Source organism: Streptomyces sp. NPDC047917 (assembly GCF_043204345.1).
Taxonomy (GTDB): Bacteria; Actinomycetota; Actinomycetes; order Streptomycetales; family Streptomycetaceae; genus Streptomyces; species Streptomyces sanglieri.
Genome location: NZ_JBIDCA010000006.1, coordinates 333,348 through 350,554 on the forward strand (window position 1 = coordinate 333,348; position 17,207 = coordinate 350,554).

The 17,207-nt window shown below is 71.3% G+C and carries 14 protein-coding genes; 4 read left to right on the plus strand and 10 right to left on the minus strand.

Going from position 1 to position 17,207, the window contains the following annotated elements; translation table 11 throughout:
* The first annotated feature begins 91 nt into the window (after positions 1-91).
* Positions 92-1,150, plus strand: a complete 1,059-nt coding sequence (locus ACGF8B_RS16815) for an LLM class flavin-dependent oxidoreductase (protein WP_392738973.1) — start codon at positions 92-94, stop codon at positions 1,148-1,150.
* Positions 1,151-1,292: 142 nt separating this feature from the next.
* Positions 1,293-1,964 (plus strand): FadR/GntR family transcriptional regulator, encoded by a 672-nt coding sequence (locus tag ACGF8B_RS16820; RefSeq protein ID WP_037700470.1) that lies wholly within the window; start codon positions 1,293-1,295, stop codon positions 1,962-1,964.
* A gap of 54 nt (positions 1,965-2,018) precedes the next feature.
* Here ACGF8B_RS16820 and ACGF8B_RS16825 read toward each other — a convergent pair whose 3' ends face one another.
* From ACGF8B_RS16825 to ACGF8B_RS16845, 5 genes are all read right to left on the minus strand, one after another.
* A complete protein-coding gene (locus ACGF8B_RS16825) occupies positions 2,019-3,080 on the minus strand; it encodes an ABC transporter permease (RefSeq protein ID WP_392738976.1) in 1,062 nt (353 codons plus the stop codon).
* A complete protein-coding gene (locus tag ACGF8B_RS16830) occupies positions 3,077-4,597 on the minus strand; it encodes a sugar ABC transporter ATP-binding protein (protein ID WP_392738979.1) in 1,521 nt (506 codons plus the stop codon). The genes ACGF8B_RS16825 and ACGF8B_RS16830 overlap by 4 nt, the downstream gene beginning before the upstream one ends.
* Before the next feature lie 2 nt (positions 4,598-4,599).
* Positions 4,600-5,640, minus strand: a complete 1,041-nt coding sequence (locus ACGF8B_RS16835; protein ID WP_392738982.1) for a sugar ABC transporter substrate-binding protein — start codon at positions 5,638-5,640, stop codon at positions 4,600-4,602.
* A 108-nt stretch (positions 5,641-5,748) separates the two neighbouring features.
* Positions 5,749-6,528, minus strand: coding sequence for an SDR family NAD(P)-dependent oxidoreductase (locus ACGF8B_RS16840; protein ID WP_392738985.1), 780 nt, complete (start codon positions 6,526-6,528; stop codon positions 5,749-5,751).
* Positions 6,525-7,880 (minus strand): L-fuconate dehydratase, encoded by a 1,356-nt coding sequence (locus ACGF8B_RS16845; protein ID WP_392738988.1) that lies wholly within the window; start codon positions 7,878-7,880, stop codon positions 6,525-6,527. Before ACGF8B_RS16845 ends, ACGF8B_RS16840 begins: the two co-directional genes overlap by 4 nt.
* Positions 7,881-8,136: 256 nt before the next feature.
* Between ACGF8B_RS16845 and ACGF8B_RS16850 the strand changes: the two genes are divergently transcribed.
* Positions 8,137-9,213, plus strand: a complete 1,077-nt coding sequence (locus ACGF8B_RS16850) for a PAC2 family protein (RefSeq protein WP_392738990.1) — start codon at positions 8,137-8,139, stop codon at positions 9,211-9,213.
* 63 nt (positions 9,214-9,276) lie between these two features.
* On the opposite strand, the gene ACGF8B_RS16855 is transcribed toward ACGF8B_RS16850, so the two are convergent.
* The 5 genes from ACGF8B_RS16855 to ACGF8B_RS16875 form a co-directional block, all read right to left on the minus strand.
* Positions 9,277-12,318, minus strand: a complete 3,042-nt coding sequence (locus ACGF8B_RS16855; RefSeq protein ID WP_392738993.1) for an NPCBM/NEW2 domain-containing protein — start codon at positions 12,316-12,318, stop codon at positions 9,277-9,279.
* 134 nt (positions 12,319-12,452) lie between these two features.
* Complete coding sequence (gene mshC / locus ACGF8B_RS16860; RefSeq protein ID WP_266917032.1) at positions 12,453-13,682, minus strand: cysteine--1-D-myo-inosityl 2-amino-2-deoxy-alpha-D-glucopyranoside ligase; 1,230 nt, start codon at positions 13,680-13,682, stop codon at positions 12,453-12,455.
* A gap of 153 nt (positions 13,683-13,835) precedes the next feature.
* On the minus strand, positions 13,836-14,714 hold the full coding sequence (locus ACGF8B_RS16865; RefSeq protein ID WP_392738996.1) for an SCO1664 family protein: 879 nt from the start codon (positions 14,712-14,714) through the stop codon (positions 13,836-13,838).
* Positions 14,678-15,268 (minus strand): DUF3090 domain-containing protein, encoded by a 591-nt coding sequence (locus ACGF8B_RS16870; protein ID WP_392738998.1) that lies wholly within the window; start codon positions 15,266-15,268, stop codon positions 14,678-14,680. Before ACGF8B_RS16870 ends, ACGF8B_RS16865 begins: the two co-directional genes overlap by 37 nt.
* Positions 15,269-15,410: 142 nt before the next feature.
* The gene (locus ACGF8B_RS16875) at positions 15,411-16,112 is read right to left on the minus strand and encodes a histidine phosphatase family protein (protein WP_342280769.1); all 702 of its coding nucleotides are present in this window, start codon (positions 16,110-16,112) and stop codon (positions 15,411-15,413) included.
* Positions 16,113-16,187: 75 nt separating this feature from the next.
* Between ACGF8B_RS16875 and corA the strand changes: the two genes are divergently transcribed.
* Positions 16,188-17,183, plus strand: coding sequence for a magnesium/cobalt transporter CorA (corA, locus tag ACGF8B_RS16880; RefSeq protein ID WP_392739000.1), 996 nt, complete (start codon positions 16,188-16,190; stop codon positions 17,181-17,183).
* Positions 17,184-17,207 lie beyond the last annotated feature (24 nt).

Here is a 17,207-nt window from a genome sequence, read left to right on the forward strand (position 1 = left end):
CGCCCCTTCCCGCGTCTGCGGAGCGGCTTGGCCGGCCGACGCGCCACACGGCCGCCATACGGGTGCAATACGGCGCGGGGACAGTTGAGCCATGAAGTTCTCCGTGCTCTCCCTCATCGGCCACGCCCCGCACCCGCTGAACCACCGACTCCCCTCCCCCGCCGAACGGTTCGAGGAAGTGATCGGGACCGGGGTCGTCGCGGAACGGCTGGGATTCGACGCGTACGCGATCGGCGAACGGCACGCGGGCCCCTTCCTCTCGTCCAGCCCGGGCGTGGTGCTCGGCGCGCTGGCGGCCCGTACCTCCACGATCCGGCTGCTGACCGGCGTCACGGTGCTCGCGATCCTCGACCCGGTGCGGGTGGCCGAGGAGTTCGCGACGCTCGACCAGATCTCCGGCGGCCGGGTGGAACTGGTCGTCGGAAAGGGCGCGGAGGCCGGTCACTTCGACCTCTTCGGGCTCGACGAGGAGCGGCAGTGGGACCTCCAGCGGGAGAAGTACGAACTGCTGCGGCGGCTCTGGAGCGAGGAGGGCGTCGACTGGGCGGGCGAGTTCCGGCCGGCGCTGAAGAACACGACGACGCTGCCGCGCCCGTACGCGGGGCCGCCGCGCGTCTGGCACGGCTCGGCGACCAGCCTCGAATCCCCCGAACTGGCGGCGCGCCACGGCGATCCGCTGTTCACCGCCAACGCGATCCAGCCCCGTGCGGCGTACGCCCGGCTGATCGGCCACTACCGGGAGCGCTTCGAGGCGTACGGCCACGATCCGGCCCGCGCGCATGTGGCCGCGGGCTCGGGCGGGCTGCTGATCGCCGACAGCTCGCAGCAGGCGGTGGAGCGGTACAAGGAGGTGTACGAGGCGAGGGTGGCGCAGTCCTTCCGGCCCCATCTGGAGGGGAAGGCCGGGTACAACACGCCGTTCCGGACCATCGAGGAGGCCGTCGCGGACGGGCCCCAGCTGATCGGCAGCCCGCAGCAGATCATCGACAAGATCCTCGGCTGGCACGAGGTGTACGGGCACGACCTCCAGTCCGTCACCGTGGACGGTTTCGGGCTGGGCGCGGACGAGCAGGCCGAGACGCTCCAGCGGTTCGCGGAGGAGATCGCTCCGGTGGTGCGGCGCGAGGCGCCGTCCGCGCTCTGGGACTGAGCCCGGCGGGGCGTCCGGCCGCCCGCACCCGGGACGACCTGCGGCAGACCTGGTTCATCCGCTCTTCCGACCCGCATAATGAAGAGATACATCGGATGTCTGAACCCAGTTCTGATTCCAGTCCGGATCCAGGAGGACCGTCATGGCTGTCACCGACGAGGCGATCGAGAAGATCAAGGGAATGATCGTCTCGGGTGCGCTGCGCCCCGGCGACCGGCTCCCCAAGGAGAGCGAACTCGCGGCGGAGCTCGGCCTGTCCCGCAACTCGCTCCGGGAGGCGGTCCGGGCCCTCTCGCTGATCCGCATCCTCGATGTGCGCCAGGGCGACGGCACCTATGTGACCAGCCTCGATCCGCAGCTGCTCCTGGAGGCACTGAGCTTCGTGGTGGACTTCCACCGGGACGACACGGTGCTGGAGTTCCTCGCGGTCCGCAGGATCCTGGAGCCGGCCGCGACAGCGATGGCCGCCACCCGGATCAGCGAGGCCCAACTGGACGTGCTCAGCTCGCAGTTGGACGCGCTGGGGGCACAGCCCTCGGTGGAGGAGCTGGTCGCCTGCGATCTGGAGTTCCACCGCGGCATCGTGCAGTCGTCCGGGAATTCGGTGCTCTGCTCGCTGCTCGACGGGCTGTCGGGGCCGACGACCCGGGCGCGGGTCTGGCGCGGTCTGACCCAGGAGGACGCGGTCAGCCGCACGCTCCACGAGCACCGGGCGATCGTGTCGGCGCTGCGGGACCGGGACGCGGAGGCCGCGCGGGCGTGGGCGACGGTGCATGTGGCGAGCGTGGAGCAGTGGTTGCGCTCGACGCTGTAGCGCGGAACGGGGCGGGTGGGGCCTGCCCCCACCCGCCCCGTTCGCCGGCGGTCCTCAGTCCTGCTTCTCGCCGCTCGCGAAGCGGGAGATGACCAGGGCGACGATGATGATCGCGCCGTTGAGGAACTGGTTCCACAGCGCCGGGACACCGCCGAGGGTCATCACATTGACCACCAGCTGGAGCGTCAGCACACCGGTCAGCGCGCCGAACAGCGTGCCGCGACCGCCCTTGAGGCTGATGCCGCCGATGACCGCGGCGGCGAACACCTGGAAGATCCAGCCGTTGCCCTGGGTCGCCGCGACCGATCCGTAGTGGCCGGTGTAGAGGATGCCCGCGAAGGCCGCCAGCAGTCCGCCGACGGCGAGCACGATCCAGGTGACCCGGTCCACCCTGATGCCCGCGGCGCGCGCCGCCTCCGGGTTGCCGCCGATGGCGTACAGCGAGCGCCCGTGGCGCAGCCAGGCCAGCGCGGCGCCGCCGACGGCGAACAGCGCGAGGCAGATCCAGACGGCGGCCGGTGCGCCGAGCCACTCGCTCTTGCCGAGGTAGCGGAAGGACTCCGGGACGTCGGTGATGGACTTGCCCTCGGTGATCCCGATGTGCAGCCCGCGCAGCATGGTGAGCATGCCGAGCGTGGCGATGAAGCCGTTGACCCTGAGCTTCAGCATCAGGAAACCGTTGACCGCGCCGATGACGAGACCCACCAGCAGGCAGAGCGGGATCGCCGACCAGGTGGGCAGCAGCCCCAGGCCCGCGAAACGGCCGCCCTCGGCGGGCAGCACCAGCCACATCGCGACGACCGGAGCGATGCCGATCGTCGACTCCAGCGACAGGTCCATCCGGCCGCAGATCAGGATCAGCGCCTGGCCCAGCACCAGCAGGCTCAGCTCGGAGGACTGCTGGACCACGCTGATCAGGTTCTCGGAGGTCAGGAACACCGGCGAGACGATGAACCCGATCACCATCAGCACCAGGATCACCGGCACCAGGGAGAAGTCGCTCCACCTGATCAGCCTGAGCCGGTCCAGGGGCCGTTCGGGCCGTTCGCCGGTCGGGGAGCCCTTGGGCCCGCTGTCGATGCCGTCGGCCGCCAGGGGCCGTACCGTGCCGGTCATTCCCTTTCCCCCACACCTTCCATGGCGGCGACGAGCTCCCCGTCGTTCCACCCGCTTGCGAACGACGCGACCACGCGTCCGTGGAACAGGGCGAGCACCCGGTCGCAGACCCGCAGATCGTCCAGCTCGTCCGAGATGATCACTGCGGCGTTCCCCTCGTCGGCGACCCGTCGCACGACTCCGAGCAGCGAGTCCTTGGACTTGATGTCCACGCCCGCGGTGGGCCGTACCGCCACCAGCACGCTGGGGTCACGGGCCAGCGCCCTGGCGACCACCACCTTCTGCTGGTTGCCGCCGGAGAGTCCGGAGACGGGCTGCTCGGGCCCCTGGGTCTTGATGTCCAGCGAGGCGATCATCGAGCGCGCGAACTCCCTGGTGCGGGAGGGCAGTACGGTTCCCCAGGGGCCGAGCTGGTCGGTGACCGTGAGCGTGGCGTTCTCGGCGACGCTGCGTTCCAGGACCAGGCCCTGGTCGTGCCGGTCCTCGGGGATGTAGCCGATCCCGGCGTCCAGCGCGTGCGGCACGCTGCCCGAACGCACGGCCCTGCCGTGCACCCGGACCGTGCCGCCGCCCGCCTTCCGCATCCCGGCCAGGGTCTCGCCCAGCGCCGTGTTGCCGCTGGCCGCGGAGCCGGCCAGGCCGAGCACCTCGCCGGGCCGGACCTCCAGATCCAGCGGCTCGAACCGGCCCGGGACGGTGAGTCCCTCGGTGCGCAGCACGGGGGCGGCCGACTCGTCCCTCGCCGCCGCGCCGGCACCGTCAGCGTGCCAGGCGGTGGCTCCGGCGGACTGCTCGCCGGTCATCGCCGCCACCAGCTCCGCCTTGGCGATGCCGGCTACGGGGGCGGTCAGCACATGGCGGGCGTCGCGGTAGACGGTGACCGCCGTGCACAGTTCGTACACCTCCTGGAGATGGTGGGAGATGAAGAGGAACGCCACTCCCTGGCTCTGCAGTTCCCGCAGTTTGCCGAAGAGCCGGCCGATGCCCCGGGCGTCGAGCTGGGCGGTCGGCTCGTCCAGGACGATCAGCCGGGCGCCGAAGGACAGCGCCCTGGCGATCTCGACGAACTGCCGCTGCTCGACGGCGAGATCGCGCGCCCGGGTGCCGGGGTCGACCTGGACGCCGTATTCGGCCAGCAGCCGCTCGGCGCGTCTGCGCAGCTTGCCCCAGTTGATCCAGCGGGCGTTGTCGTCGAAGCGGTTGAGGAAGAGGTTCTCCGCGACGGTCAGGTCCGGGACGACCATGGACTTCTGGTAGACGCAGGCGATCTTCGACTGCCAGGCCGTGGTGTCCCCGAAGGCGGGCGCCGGTTCCCCGCCGAACGCGACGGTGCCCGCGTCCGCCTTGTGGAGTCCGGTCAGCACGCTGACCAGGGTCGATTTACCGGCGCCGTTTCGACCGACCAGGGCGTGCGACTCACCCGGCTGCACGGTGAGCCCCACTCCGTCGAGCGCCACGGTGGGCCCGAAGCGTTTGACAACGCCTTCCGCCTGTACGGCAGGTGGTGCCTGGTCCATGGCTAGCTCTTCTTCTCCAGCTGGTTGGCCCACAGCTTCGGGTCGTCGACGTTGTCCTTGGTCACCAGCGGCGCCGGGAGCTGGTCCTCGAAGCCGTTGGGGATCTTGATGATGGTGGAGTCGTGGTCGGTGGGGCCTTCCTTGAAGGTCTTGCCGTCCAGGGCCGCCTTGGCGTAGTACAGCGCGTACTTCGCGTACAGGTCGGCGGGCTGGGAGATCGTCGCGTCGATCTTCCCCGCCTTGATCGCGTCGAACTCCTCGGGAATGCCGTCGTTGGAGATGATCGTGATGTGCCCCGGCGTACCGGCCGGCTTCAGCAGCTTCTTCTGCTCCAGGAGGGCGAGGGTGGGCTGCAGGAAGACACCGCCCGCCTGCATGTAGATGCCGTTGATGTCGGGGTTGGCGGCCAGGGTGGCCTGGAGCTTGGCGGAGGCGACGTCGCCCTTCCAGTCGGTGGCCAGCTCGAAGACCTTGATGCCGGGGAAGTCCTTGTCCATGCAGGCCTTGAACGCCTCGGACCGGTCACGGCCGTTGATCGAGGAGAGGTCGCCCTGGAACTCGACGACCTTGCCCTTGCCCTTGAGCTGCTCGCCGAGGTACTTGCAGGCGTTGGTCCCGTACGCCTTGTTGTCGGCGCGCACCACCATGTAGATGTCGCCCTTGTCGGGGCGGGTGTCGACGCTGACGACCGGGATCTTCTTCTCGTTCAGCGTGTTGAGCGATTCGGCGATGGCGCCGGTGTCCTGCGGCGCCATCACCACGGCCTTGGCGCCCTGGTCGGTGAAGGTCTGCACGTTGGCGACCAGCTTGCCGATGTCGTTCTGCGAGTTGGTCAGCGGCAGCGCCTTCACCTCCCCCGCCTCGACGCCCTTCTCCACGTAGTTCTGGTACGAGTTCCAGAAGTCGCTGTCGCTGCGCGGCAGGTCGATCCCGACCTTCCCGCCGCCCGCGCCGTCGGCGGTGGACTCGCGGTTGCAGCCCGCGAGGGCCGTGACTGCCAGCAGTACGGCGCAGGCCGCCGCACTCGTCGTACGCACTCTCATGGGTGTCCCGTCCTTTGTGAGTACCGGCTCGGAGCTCTGTCGGCAAAACGGAGGTGCATGGTGCGGGGGGGAGGTGCGGCCCATGGCGCGGCTCGGGCCGCTCCCCGGTCAGCTCCCGGCGGGGCGCAGCCGCAGCCCCTGCATGCCGCCGTCGACGGCCAGCGCCGTGCCGGTGACCGAGGCGGCGGCGGGGCTCGCCAGGTAGACGATCGCGGCGGCCACCTCGTCGGCCGACACCAGCCGCCCCAGCGGCTGGCGGGCGTTGAGCGCGGCCCGCTCGGCGGCCGGGTCGCCGGCCTGGCCGAGGAGCCGGCCGATCCACGGGGTGTCCGCGGTGCCGGGGTTGACGCAGTTGACCCGGATGCCCTCGCGGACGTGGTCGGCGGCCATCGCCAGGGTCAGCGAGAGCACCGCGCCCTTGCTCGCGCTGTACAGGGCGCGCTGCGGCAGCCCGGCGGTCGCCGCGATGGAGCAGGTCTGGGTGATCGACACGGCTCCGGGGCGGGCGGCCGCCGCGCGCCGCAGATGGGGCAGGGCGTGCCGGGCGGTGCGGACCATGCCGAGAACGTTGATGTCCAGGACCCGGGTCCACTCGTCGTCGGCGTTGTCCTCGACGGTGCCGATGGATCCGATGCCGGCGTTGGAGACGACGGTGTGCAGTGCGCCCAGTTCGGCGGCGGCCCGGTCGACCGCCGCGCGCACCGCGTCGTCGTCGGTGACGTCGGCCTCGACGGCGAGGACGCCCTCGGGGGCGCCGGCGGTCTCCCGGTCCAGTACGGCCACCCGGGCGCCGCGCGCCAGCAGCATGGTCGCGACGGCGGCCCCGATGCCGGAGGCACCGCCCGTGACCAGGGCTCCCATTCCTTCGAAGTCGCTCGTCGCGGTCATCGGCCGGCCTCCTCGGTGGTGCGGCGGGACTGCCATACGGCGCCCTCCGGGTAGCGGTGTGCGTCGATCGACTCGGGGAGCATCCGGGCGGAGAAGCCCGGGGCGCTCGGCGCGGTGTAGCGGCCCGACTCGATCACGGTGGGATCGGCGAAGTGCTCGTGGAGATGGTCGACGTACTCGATCACGCGGTTGTCCCGGCTCCCGGAGACCGCCACGTAGTCGAACATCGAGAGGTGCTGCACCAGCTCGCAGAGTCCTACCCCGCCCGCGTGCGGGCAGACCGGCACGCCGTACTTGGCGGCGAGCAGCAGGATCGCCAGGTTCTCGTTGACGCCCGCGACACGGGCCGCGTCGATCTGGACGAAGTCGACGGCCCCGGCCTGGAGCAGCTGTTTGAAGACGACCCGGTTCGCGACGTGTTCGCCGGTGGCGACCTTGACCGGCTGGCCGGCCCGGACGGCGGCGTGGCCGAGGATGTCGTCGGGGCTGGTCGGCTCCTCGATCCAGTGCGGGTCGTACGGCGCGAGCGCGGTCATCCACTCGACCGCGCCCGGGACGTCCCAGCGCTGGTTGGCGTCGACGGCGATCCGGATGTCCGGCCCGACGGCCTCGCGGGCCAGGGCGAGCCTGCGGACGTCGTCGCTCAGGCTGCCGCCGACCTTGAGCTTGATCTGGGTGAAGCCGTCGGCGACGGCCTCCTTCGCGAGCCCGACCAGCTTGTCGTCGCTGTAGCCCAGCCAGCCGGGCGAGGTGGTGTACGCGGGGTATCCCTCGGCGCGCAGCCGCTCGGCGCGCTCGGCCCGGCCCGGTTCGGCGGCCCGCAGGATCTCCAGGGCCTCCTCGGGGGTGAGGGCGTCGGTGAGGTAGCGGAAGTCGACGAGGGAGACGAGCTCCTCGGGCGTCATCCCGGCGAGGAACTCCCAGACCGGTCTGCCCGCGAGCTTGGCGGCCAGGTCCCAGGCGGCGTTGACGACCGCTCCGGCCGCCATGTGCATCACGCCCTTCTCCGGGCCGAGCCAGCGCAGTTGCGAGTCGTGGGTGAGCTCGCGGTGCAGTGCGGCGAGATCGGCCGCGGTGCGGGGCACCGGGCGCCCCACCAGATAGGGGCGCAGCGTGTCGATGGCGGCGGCCATCACCTCGTTGCCGCGCCCGATGGTGAAACAGAAGCCATGTCCCTCGATGCCGGCACTGCCGCTGTCCGGTCCGCCCGTGCGGTCCTGGACATCGGTGCGCAGTACGACGTAGGCAGCCGAGTAGTCGGGATCGGGGTTCATGGCGTCCGAGCCGTCCAGTTGTTCCGAGGTCGGAAAACGGATGTCGTGGACCTCGAAATCCGTGACGGTCTGACTCATGTGCGCCCCCAGGGGAATAACATCGGACCTCTGTTCTGGTCATCCGATGTATAGCGCCATGAAGACCCCAACGTCCAGCGCCTGAACGAAATCTACCCACCACAGCTCGGATGTATCCAGGGTCTGATGCCCTGATTCGACCGGTGATACGCCCCCGGGCGCCGGGTTCGCCCGGCTGTGCACGGAGGCTGCGGCGCAGGTGGCCGGAAGCCGTAAGGTTGATGGGTACACAAGGGAACTTCGGAAGGAGGCCTGGGTGATCGAGCTCGAGGGAGTACCCGAGCTGATCGACCCGGTCATGGTGGCCGCGTTCGAGGGATGGAACGACGCGGGGGACGCCGCCTCCACGGCGGTGGCGCACCTGGACCGGGAGTGGAAGGGCGAGGTGTTCGCGGCGCTGGACGCCGAGGACTACTACGACTTCCAGGTCAACCGGCCGACGCTGTGGCTGGACGGCGGGGTGCGCAAGATCACCTGGCCGACCACCCGGCTCTCCGTGGTCCGCGTCGGCGGGGACAAGCCCCGCGATCTCGTCCTGGTCCGCGGTATCGAACCATCCATGCGCTGGCGCTCGTTCTGCAACGAGATCCTGGGTTTCGCCCATGAGCTGGGAGTGGAGATGGTGGTGATCCTGGGCGCCCTGCTCGGCGACACCCCGCACACCCGGCCGGTGCCGGTCAGCGGGGTCACCTCCGACCCGGACCTGGCACGGACCATGGACCTGGAGGAGACCAAGTACGAGGGGCCGACGGGCATCGTCGGCATCCTCCAGGAGGCCTGCACGCACGCGGGCGTGCCCGCGGTGAGCCTGTGGGCGGCGGTGCCGCACTACGTGTCGCAGCCGCCCAACCCGAAGGCCACACTCGCGCTGCTGAACCGTCTGGAGGACCTCATCGGTCTGCGCATCCCGCTGGGCGAACTGCCCGAGGACGCGCGCGCCTGGCAGCTCGGCGTCGATCAACTGGCCGCCGAGGACAGCGAAGTGGCCGAATACGTACAGACGCTGGAGGAGGCCCGGGACACCGCCGAGCTGCCCGAGGCGAGCGGCGAGGCCATCGCCCGGGAGTTCGAGCGCTATCTGCGCCGCCGGGACATCGGTCCGGGCCAGGCACCGGGCGGGCACGCGACGGAGAGCGGCGACACCTCGTACCTGCGCGACACCTCCAGCGGCCGCACCCGGCCGCCGAAGCCGGTCCGCCCCGACAGCGGCGGCGATCCGGGGTCCGGCGCGCCGCCCGCGGGCGGACCCGGCCGGCAGCCACCGGCCGACCGGGAGGGCGACGGGGACGGCGAGGGACCGCAGGGTCCGCCGGAGGACTCCCCGGAGGAGTGACGGGACCGGTGGAGCGCCGGGCGGGTACGTGCCCGCCCGGCGCTCCCGTGCTGTCCGGGTCATTCAGGAACAGGTGAACCGGGCCGCGGCCCAGTCCCCGTGGTCACCGGTCTTGGAGCCGTTGGTGTCCGTGACCTTCAGGTGCACATGGCGCGCGCCGTCGAGCTTCACGTCGACCGGTACGGTCGCCGAGGCCCCGGTCACCTTCGGGGAGGTCCACAGCACCTTGCCGTCCGCCTCGACGGAGAAGGCCACTTCGCCGTAGCCGTTGATCTCGTCGTCGATCCCCGCGTCGGCGGTGAACGCGGTGCAGCGCCCGCCGAGGTAGACCTCGATGTCGGAGTCGGCGTGGGTGCCGATCCCCTTCTCGTACGTCTTCCCGGCGAGGGTCAGCGGCTTGCCGTCGGCCGCGCCCGACTCGCCGTTGCTGCGGTCGCGTTCGGCCGGTCCGTAGCCGTTGGTGGACTTCAGCCAGACCAGATCGCTCGCCCAGGCCTCGCCGGTGGGCGGCGGCGGCATCACCGCGGCGGCGAACCGCTGGGTGGCGGTACGGGCTTCACCGGCCGACCGGTAGCGGACGAGGGCGGTGATCCGTGCCTCCCCCGCCGTGGCGTCCTTCGCGGGGGTGACGGAGACCTCCACCCGCCGGGTGGTGCCCGCCGGGATCCGGTCCACCTTCGCGGGCCGGGCGGCCCAGCCCTCGGGGACGTCCAGGCCGACCTCGGCGCCGGTCACGTCGGCCCTGCCCGCGGTGACGTCGACGGTGACGGTGCTCGCGGCCCCGGCGCCGAGCTCCTGCCCGGCCGGTGCGGAGACCGCGGCGTTCGCCGCGGCGGTCCGCCCGCCGACCGCGCTGGTGTGCTTCAGCTTCACGGAGAACGCCTTGTCGGTGGAGAGCGGCGCGGTCTTGATCTTCACGACACCGCCGCGGTCGTCCCGGTCGTACCACCAGCCCTGCTTCGCGGCCTTGTACGCGGCGGCGGAGTCCAGCCGGGGCAGCTTCCCGCCGAGTTCGACCGCGCTCGGCGCGGAGCCGGTGTGCACGCTGAACTCGTACGGGCGGCTGCTCTGCCTGCCGGTGAACTTCCCCTTGCTCGCGCCGATCCGCACGGTCACGTCGCCCGCGCCCCGGACCGGTGCGTCCACATCGGCCCGCTGGGTGGCGTACTTGCCGTCGCGGTGCTGCCGGGTGACGCCGTCGTCCTCGTACAGCGTGAAGGACGACTTGCCCTGCGGGTAGACGTCCCAGGCGAGCGGGGAGTCGGCGGTGCGGTCCTGGTACGAGCGGATGCCCGGCCACATCGGCACACTGGCACCGCCCTTGACGAACAGCGGCAGGGTGTCGAGCGGGGCGCTGTAGTCGTCGACGGTGACCGGCCCCTGGTAGGTGCGGCCGCTCCAGTAGTCGGTCCAGGTGCCCTTCGGCAGGTAGATGCCGTCGCGCTCGGTGCTGTCCTGGTAGACCGGGGCGACGAGGAAGTCCTCGCCGGACATGAACTCGTACTTCGCCGCGTCCGTCGCGGCCTTCGGGTCGTCCGGGTATTCGAGGACGAGCGGACGGACCATGCCGACGCCGGTCTTCGTCGCCTCGTGCGCGTAGGAGTACTGGTAGGGCAGCAGCGACTCCTTGAGCTTGAGGTAGTCGCGGTTGATGGTGGTGTACGGCTCCCCGTACCGGAAGGGCTGCTTGTCGCTGGCCGCCCAGCCGTCCATCGTCATCGTGGTCCCCAGGAACATCTTCCACTGGAGGTCACGGGTGTAGGTCTTGGCGCTGCCGCCGAAGATGCCGTCCACGTCACCGGTGGTGTAGGCGAGTCCGGACATCGTGGCGCCCGCGTAGGTCGGGATCTGCCAGCGGATGTAGTCCCAGGTGCCGTACTGGTCGCCGGACCACTGCACCCCGCAGCGCTGGGCGCCCGACCAGCTCTCGGGGGCGTAGGTGAAGCCGCGGGCGTCGCTGTTGTCCTCGATGCCCTTGTACGCGTCCTTGCAGCCGTCCAGGGCGAACTTGTAGCCGGCGCCGACCCAGGCCACGTCCAGCTTGGCGACCCGCTGGCCCGCCTTGACCTGCTCGCCGATCCTGTCGATGCCGTCCTCGGTCCACAGGCCCATCTGCATGCCGCGGTCCTGGAGGCCCTCGGCGGTCGCGGCGAGGTCCTCGTATCCGCAGCCGTAGCCGTCGTTGACGAGCATCCAGCCGTTCGGCATGTCGTTCTCGACATAGCCGTCGGCGACCTTCAGGGCGTCCAGGGTGTGGCGCTCACCCCGGTTGGCGTTGTGGAGGTAGCAGTCGGCGTCGCCGATCTCCATCCCGTACACCGGCGGCAGGAACGGCTTGCCGGTGAGCTTCGTGTACTGCCCGATGACGTCCTTGGCGTTGTCGCCCGCGAAGTAGTAGGCGTCGAAGCGCTGCTCCTTCGCGCTGGTGGTCACCGGGTCGGTGAAGGCGTAGGTGTTGGGCGCGTAGGTGTTGCGGAAGACGCCGTAGCCGGCCGAGGAGAGGTAGAACGGCACCGAGTTGGGGTGGCCGCCGTCGTCCCAGTTGTAGTCGACGCCGACCTCGACGGTCTTGTCGCGGTGCGAGGTGTTGCCCCGGCCGTTCTGCATGCCGGCGCCGTAGAACTGCTCGTCCGTGCCGCGGGCCAGCGTCTGGGTGGTCCTCTCGCCGTTCCAGCTCAGCCCCTTGGCCTCGGACCAGACCTGGCTGCCGTCCGCCCGGTACAGGGCGAACCGCAGCGGCGACTTGTAGGCGCGCAGGGTGACGCGGCCGGTGGAGAGTTCGTAGCGGTCGCCACGCTCCTTCCACCGGGTGTGCGGCGGGGTGCCCTGCGGCAGCACGATGTCGTCGCCCGTCGGGTCCGAGAACGTGCCGTCCGGTGCGAGTTCGATGCGGAAGGTCTCGTCGGAGACGAAGCTGACCCGGGCCTCGGCGGCCCCGGCCTTCAGGTGGTAGACGGATCCGTCGGCGGAGAACCCGGTGAGATCGCCGACCGTGGTGTCCGGCTCGGCGGCGCCGGCCTGGGCCGCGCCGGGGCCCGAGAGGACGGCGAGCAGCCCCAGCAAGGCTGCAACTGCCGCCGTTCTGATGCGCGTTGATGATTGCATAGAGCGCTTTTAGCGCAACACCGAGCACTTGACCATGGGCAAAACGGAACCGGCCCTGAACTTCGTCGAGAAGTCCAAGGCCGGTTCGTCCGGAACGTCCGGTGGATGTCAGCGGGTTGTCCCCCGGTGCGGCGCTACAGGGCGACGCCCAGCAGCGCGTCGACGGTGCGCGAGACGAGGCCGGGCGCGCCCTCGTCCGTACCGCCGTCGGCGATCTGCCGCTCGGCCCAGCGGTCCACGGCGGCCAGCGCGGCCGGCGCGTCCAGGTCGTCGGCGAGGGCCTCGCGGACCTCCTCGACCAGCGCGTCGGCGGGCAGTCCGTCGGGCCGGGAGACGGCGGCCCGCCAGCGGGCGAGCCGCTCCACCGCGTCGGCGAGCACCTGGTCCGTCCACTCCCAGTCGGACCGGTAGTGGTGCGAGAGCAGTGCCAGCCGGATCGCCGCCGGGTCCACACCGTCGCGGCGCAGCTGCGAGACGAAGACCAGGTTGCCCCTGGACTTGGACATCTTCTCGCCGTCCAGGCCGACCATTCCGGCGTGCACATAGGCCTGGGCGAAGGGGTGTTCCCCGGTCAGCACCTGGGCGTGCGAGGCACCCATCTCGTGGTGCGGGAAGGCGAGGTCGGACCCGCCGCCCTGGACGTCGAAGCCCATGCCGAGGTGGTCGAGGGCGATGGCGACGCACTCGATGTGCCAGCCGGGCCGGCCGGGGCCGAGCGAGGCGCCGTCCCAGCTCGGCTCGCCCTCGCGGGCGGCCATCCACAGCATCGGGTCGAGCGGGTTCTTCTTGCCGGGGCGCTCCGGGTCGCCGCCGCGCTCGGCGGAGAGCAGCCGCATCGCCTCGGCGTCGAGGTTGGAGACCTCGCCGAAGTGCGGGTCGGTCTCGACGGAGAAGTACACGTCGCCGTCGAGCTCGTAGGCGGCGCCGGCGTCGCGGAGCCGTTCCACCAGCGGGACGATGCCGGGTATCGCCTCCACGGCGCCGATGTAGTGCTTCGGCGGAAGCATGCGCAGGGCAGTCATGTCCTCGCGGAACAGGGCCGTCTCGCGCTCGGCGAGCTCGGTCCAGTCCTGGCCGTCGCGCACGGCCCGCTCCAGGAGCGGGTCGTCCACGTCGGTCACGTTCTGGACATAGTGAACCTGCCGCTTGGTGTCGAGCCACACGCGCTGAACGAGGTCGAACGCGTTGTAGGTCGCCGCATGACCCATGTGGGTCGCGTCGTACGGCGTGATGCCGCAGACGTAGATGCGGGCGACGGGACCGGGGTCAAGGGTGATCCGTCCGCCGGTCGCGGTGTCGTGGATCCGAAGGTCGCGGCCCTTGCCAGGCAGGGCGGGGACCTCAGAAGCGGGCCAGGCATGCATGCCACGAGCGTAACCGGATGCATGTTCCGGATACGAACCGGATGCCGGATCTTGACCGAAGAGGCGCTCTTGCGCCGGGGCGCTCCATCCGCTTCGGGACGCGGCCCCGGTACCCCGGTCCGCGCCCCGCGCCCCGTTCCTCCCCCGCTCCGCTCAGACCGGCGGCCAGGGGATCGAGGGCCACTCGCCGCTCGGCTCCGGGTGCCGTCCACTCGCCCTCAGCCCCGCCACACGGCCCCGCAGCGCCTCGATCTCGGCCTCGGTGATCAGCTCGCCCAGCCGGGTGACGAGCGGGGTGCCCGGCGCGAGTTGCGCCCCCAGCCGTTCGACGACCTCGACGGCCTCGGCCGTCAGCGGCTCTCCCGCCCAGCCCCAGAGCAGCGTGCGCAGCTTGTCGTCGGCGTTGAATGTCACACCGTGGTCGATGCCGTAGAGCCGCCCGTCCGGGGCGGGCAGCAGATGGCCGCCCTTGCGGTCGCCGTTGTTGATCACGGCGTCGAGGACGGCCAGCCGCCGCAGCCGGGCGTCGTCCGCGTGGACGAGCAGGGCCGTCCGGCCCGCACCGACCTCGGCCCGGGCCACCGCCTTCCAGCCCTCGCCGGGCTCCTCGTCCTCGACGAGCGCGAGCAGCCGAGGCCCGCCCGCCCCGTCGTCCTCGCCGTCCGCGTCCTCGCCGTCCGCGTCGTCACGGGAGGCCGCGTCGATCCACAGCTGGCACATGCCCTCGCCGTACGGGCCGTCCCGCAGCACGGTGGGCGGCACCAGGCCCCAGCCGGTCGCCTCGGAGATCTCGTACGCGGCCACCTCGCGCCCGGCGAGCGTGCCGTCCGGGAAGTCCCACAGCGGCTGTTCGCCAGCCACCGGCTTGTAGACGCAGGGAGCCTCCTCGCCGTCGCGCGCGACGGTGCAGTAGAGCACCGCGTTGGACGCGCCGCGGATCTGTCCGAGGACGGTGAGTTCGCCCTCGGTGAGCAGACCGACCAGGTCGGCGCCGGTCAGGCTCCGCGACGGTATCCGTTCTGGCGCGGGCATACGTGTCCTTCCGGGTCGAGCGGCAGGCTGCACAGCGGGCACGGCGGACGGCCGGCGTTCACCACGTCCAGGGCGCGCTTGGCGAAGGCCCTGGCCTGCGCGCCGCTGAGGCGGACCCGGAGCATCGGCGGACCGTTCTCCTCGTCCTGGAGCAGCCGCTCCTCGGCCTCGGCGAGATCCTCGTCGGATTCCACGTCCAGCTCGACCAGCGCCTGTGCCTCGACGATCATGCGCTGTTCCTCGCCGTCCCAGGCGAGCGCCATCGTGCCGACCCGGAACTCCTCCTCGACGGGGTTGTCCAGCGGCGCGGTGTCGGTGACGTCCATCGGCGCGACGGCGGGCACCGGGGAGTTTCCGCCGGTCCGCCGCACCACCTCGTCGAGCAGTTCGTCGATCCGCTCGGCGAGCGCGGCGACCTGGGTCTTCTCCAGGGCCACGCTGGTGACACGTCCGCCTGAGGATGCCTGCAGGAAGAACGTACGGCGTCCAGGCAGCCCGACCGTACCGGCCACGAAACGGTCCGGGGGGTCGTAGAGGAACACCTGACGGGACACGTCCTGTCTCCCTTGAATTCGACGGTGGATGAGGGGTGGCGCGGGCCCGGGACGTCCGTTCCCCGGGCCGGGGCCGTCCGGCCTCCGATCCGCCGGACGGGCCCCGGGGCCTACGGAGCGTCCACCCTACTGCGCGAAGCGATCACGGCGCCCCAGCGCCGCCCCCGACCGCCGCGTCCGCGTCCGAGTCCGCCGCCGGGCGGGGGTGCTCGCGGGGCGCCAGCGGGGCGAGGTCACCGGTGTCACCGAGCCGCAGCAGGAAGGGCCGCAGTCTGGTGTAGCGGATCGCGGTGACCGAACAGGGGTCGGCCTGGATCCGCTGGAAGAGGTCGAGATGCATGCCGAGCGCGTCGGCGACCAGGGCCTTGATGATGTCGCCGTGCGAGCACATCACGTACACGGCGTCGTCGCCGTGCGCGGCCTCGATCCGGGCGTTCCAGTCCCGCACCGCGTCGACCGCGCGCGCCTGCATGCCGCGCATCGACTCGCCGCCGGGGAACGCCGCGGCCGACGGATGCTGCTGCACGACGCCCATCAGCGGTTCGTCGGCGAGCTCCGCGAGCTTGCGCCCCGACCAGTCGCCGTAGTCGCACTCGCTGATCCGGTCCTCGGTGTGCAGCTCCAGCTCCGGCCGGGCGGCCAGCAGTGGCCGCAGGGTCTCCCGGCAGCGCTGGAGGGGGCTGCTGACGGCGGCGGCCAGCGGCAGCCCGGCGAGCCGGCCGGGCAGGGCGGCGGCCTGCTCCGCGCCGCGCTCGTCGAGCGCGACCCCGGGGGTGCGGCCCGCGAGCACCCCGGCGGTGTTGGCGGTGGAGCGTCCGTGGCGTACGAGGATCAGGGTGGGCATGCGGGCCAGCGTAGGGCCTTTCGTCCGGATCGGGACGCCGCCGGCGAGGTGCGCCGGGGAGCGCGGCAGGGAAGAATGCGCGCCGTGATCGTGGACTGTGCCATTTACCGGGACGGGCGCCGCACCGACGGCCCCGCCGACTTCTCCGATGCGCTCGCCAAGGCACGGGCCACCGGGGACGCCTTTCTCTGGATCGGGCTGCACGAACCGACGGAGAAGGAGTTCGACCTCGTCAGCAGCGAGTTCGGGCTGCACCCGCTGGCCGTGGAGGACGCCCTGAGCGCCCATCAGCGTCCCAAGCTGGAGGTGTACGACGACTCGCTCTTCGCGGTCATCAAGCCGGTGGTGTACGAGCAGAGCAGCGACACGGTCACCACCGACGAGCTCATGGCCTTCATCGGCGATTCCTTCGTCGTGACGGTCCGGCACGGGGAGGGCGCGCCGCTCGCCGCGGTACGCCGGCGGCTGGAGGCCGAGCCGGAGGTGCTCAAGCACGGGCCCACCGCGGTGCTGTACGCGATCAGCGACGCCGTCGTCGACCACTACATAGAGGTGGCGGGCGAGCTCCAGGTCGACCTGGAGGAGCTGGAGACCGAGGTGTTCGCGCCGGTCGGCGGTGCCGACACCAAGAGCACCGCGGCCCGCATCTACACCTTCAAGCGGCAGATCCTGGAGTTCCGCCGGGCCACCGGGCCGCTGAGCGCTCCCATGTCCCGGCTGGCGAGCGCGGACGTGCCGTTCGTCCACGAGCACTCGCAGCCGTTCTTCCGCGACGTCGGCGACCACCTGACGCGCGCCAACGAGTACGTGGAGGGGCTGGACCGGCTGCTCTCCGACATCCTCTCGGCCCATCTGGCCCAGGTGGGCGTGCGGCAGAACGACGACATGCGCAAGATCTCGGCCTGGGCGGCGATGGCCGCGGTGCCGACCATGGTGGCGGGGATCTACGGCATGAACTTCGAGCACATGCCGGAACTCCGCTGGGTGTGGGCCTATCCGGTGGTGATCGGACTGATGGGTGCCACGGTGTTCGCGCTGTACCGGCAGTTCAAGCGCCGCGGCTGGCTCTGACGGACGGGCGGTCACCGCACCCGG

What these genes read in the sequence shown, in the direction of transcription:
- ACGF8B_RS16815 (WP_392738973.1), top strand. Translation starts at nt 92, where the DNA reads ATGAAGTTCTCCGTGCTCTCCCTCATCGGCCACGCCCCGCACCCGCTG.
- ACGF8B_RS16820 (WP_037700470.1), top strand. Translation starts at nt 1,293, where the DNA reads ATGGCTGTCACCGACGAGGCGATCGAGAAGATCAAGGGAATGATCGTC.
- ACGF8B_RS16825 (WP_392738976.1), bottom strand. Translation starts at nt 3,080, where the DNA reads ATGACCGGCACGGTACGGCCCCTGGCGGCCGACGGCATCGACAGCGGG.
- ACGF8B_RS16830 (WP_392738979.1), bottom strand. Translation starts at nt 4,597, where the DNA reads ATGGACCAGGCACCACCTGCCGTACAGGCGGAAGGCGTTGTCAAACGC.
- ACGF8B_RS16835 (WP_392738982.1), bottom strand. Translation starts at nt 5,640, where the DNA reads ATGAGAGTGCGTACGACGAGTGCGGCGGCCTGCGCCGTACTGCTGGCA.
- ACGF8B_RS16840 (WP_392738985.1), bottom strand. Translation starts at nt 6,528, where the DNA reads ATGACCGCGACGAGCGACTTCGAAGGAATGGGAGCCCTGGTCACGGGC.
- ACGF8B_RS16845 (WP_392738988.1), bottom strand. Translation starts at nt 7,880, where the DNA reads ATGAGTCAGACCGTCACGGATTTCGAGGTCCACGACATCCGTTTTCCG.
- ACGF8B_RS16855 (WP_392738993.1), bottom strand. Translation starts at nt 12,318, where the DNA reads ATGCAATCATCAACGCGCATCAGAACGGCGGCAGTTGCAGCCTTGCTG.
- mshC (WP_266917032.1), bottom strand. Translation starts at nt 13,682, where the DNA reads ATGCATGCCTGGCCCGCTTCTGAGGTCCCCGCCCTGCCTGGCAAGGGC.
- ACGF8B_RS16865 (WP_392738996.1), bottom strand. Translation starts at nt 14,714, where the DNA reads ATGCCCGCGCCAGAACGGATACCGTCGCGGAGCCTGACCGGCGCCGAC.
- ACGF8B_RS16875 (WP_342280769.1), bottom strand. Translation starts at nt 16,112, where the DNA reads ATGCCCACCCTGATCCTCGTACGCCACGGACGCTCCACCGCCAACACC.
- corA (WP_392739000.1), top strand. Translation starts at nt 16,188, where the DNA reads ATGCGCGCCGTGATCGTGGACTGTGCCATTTACCGGGACGGGCGCCGC.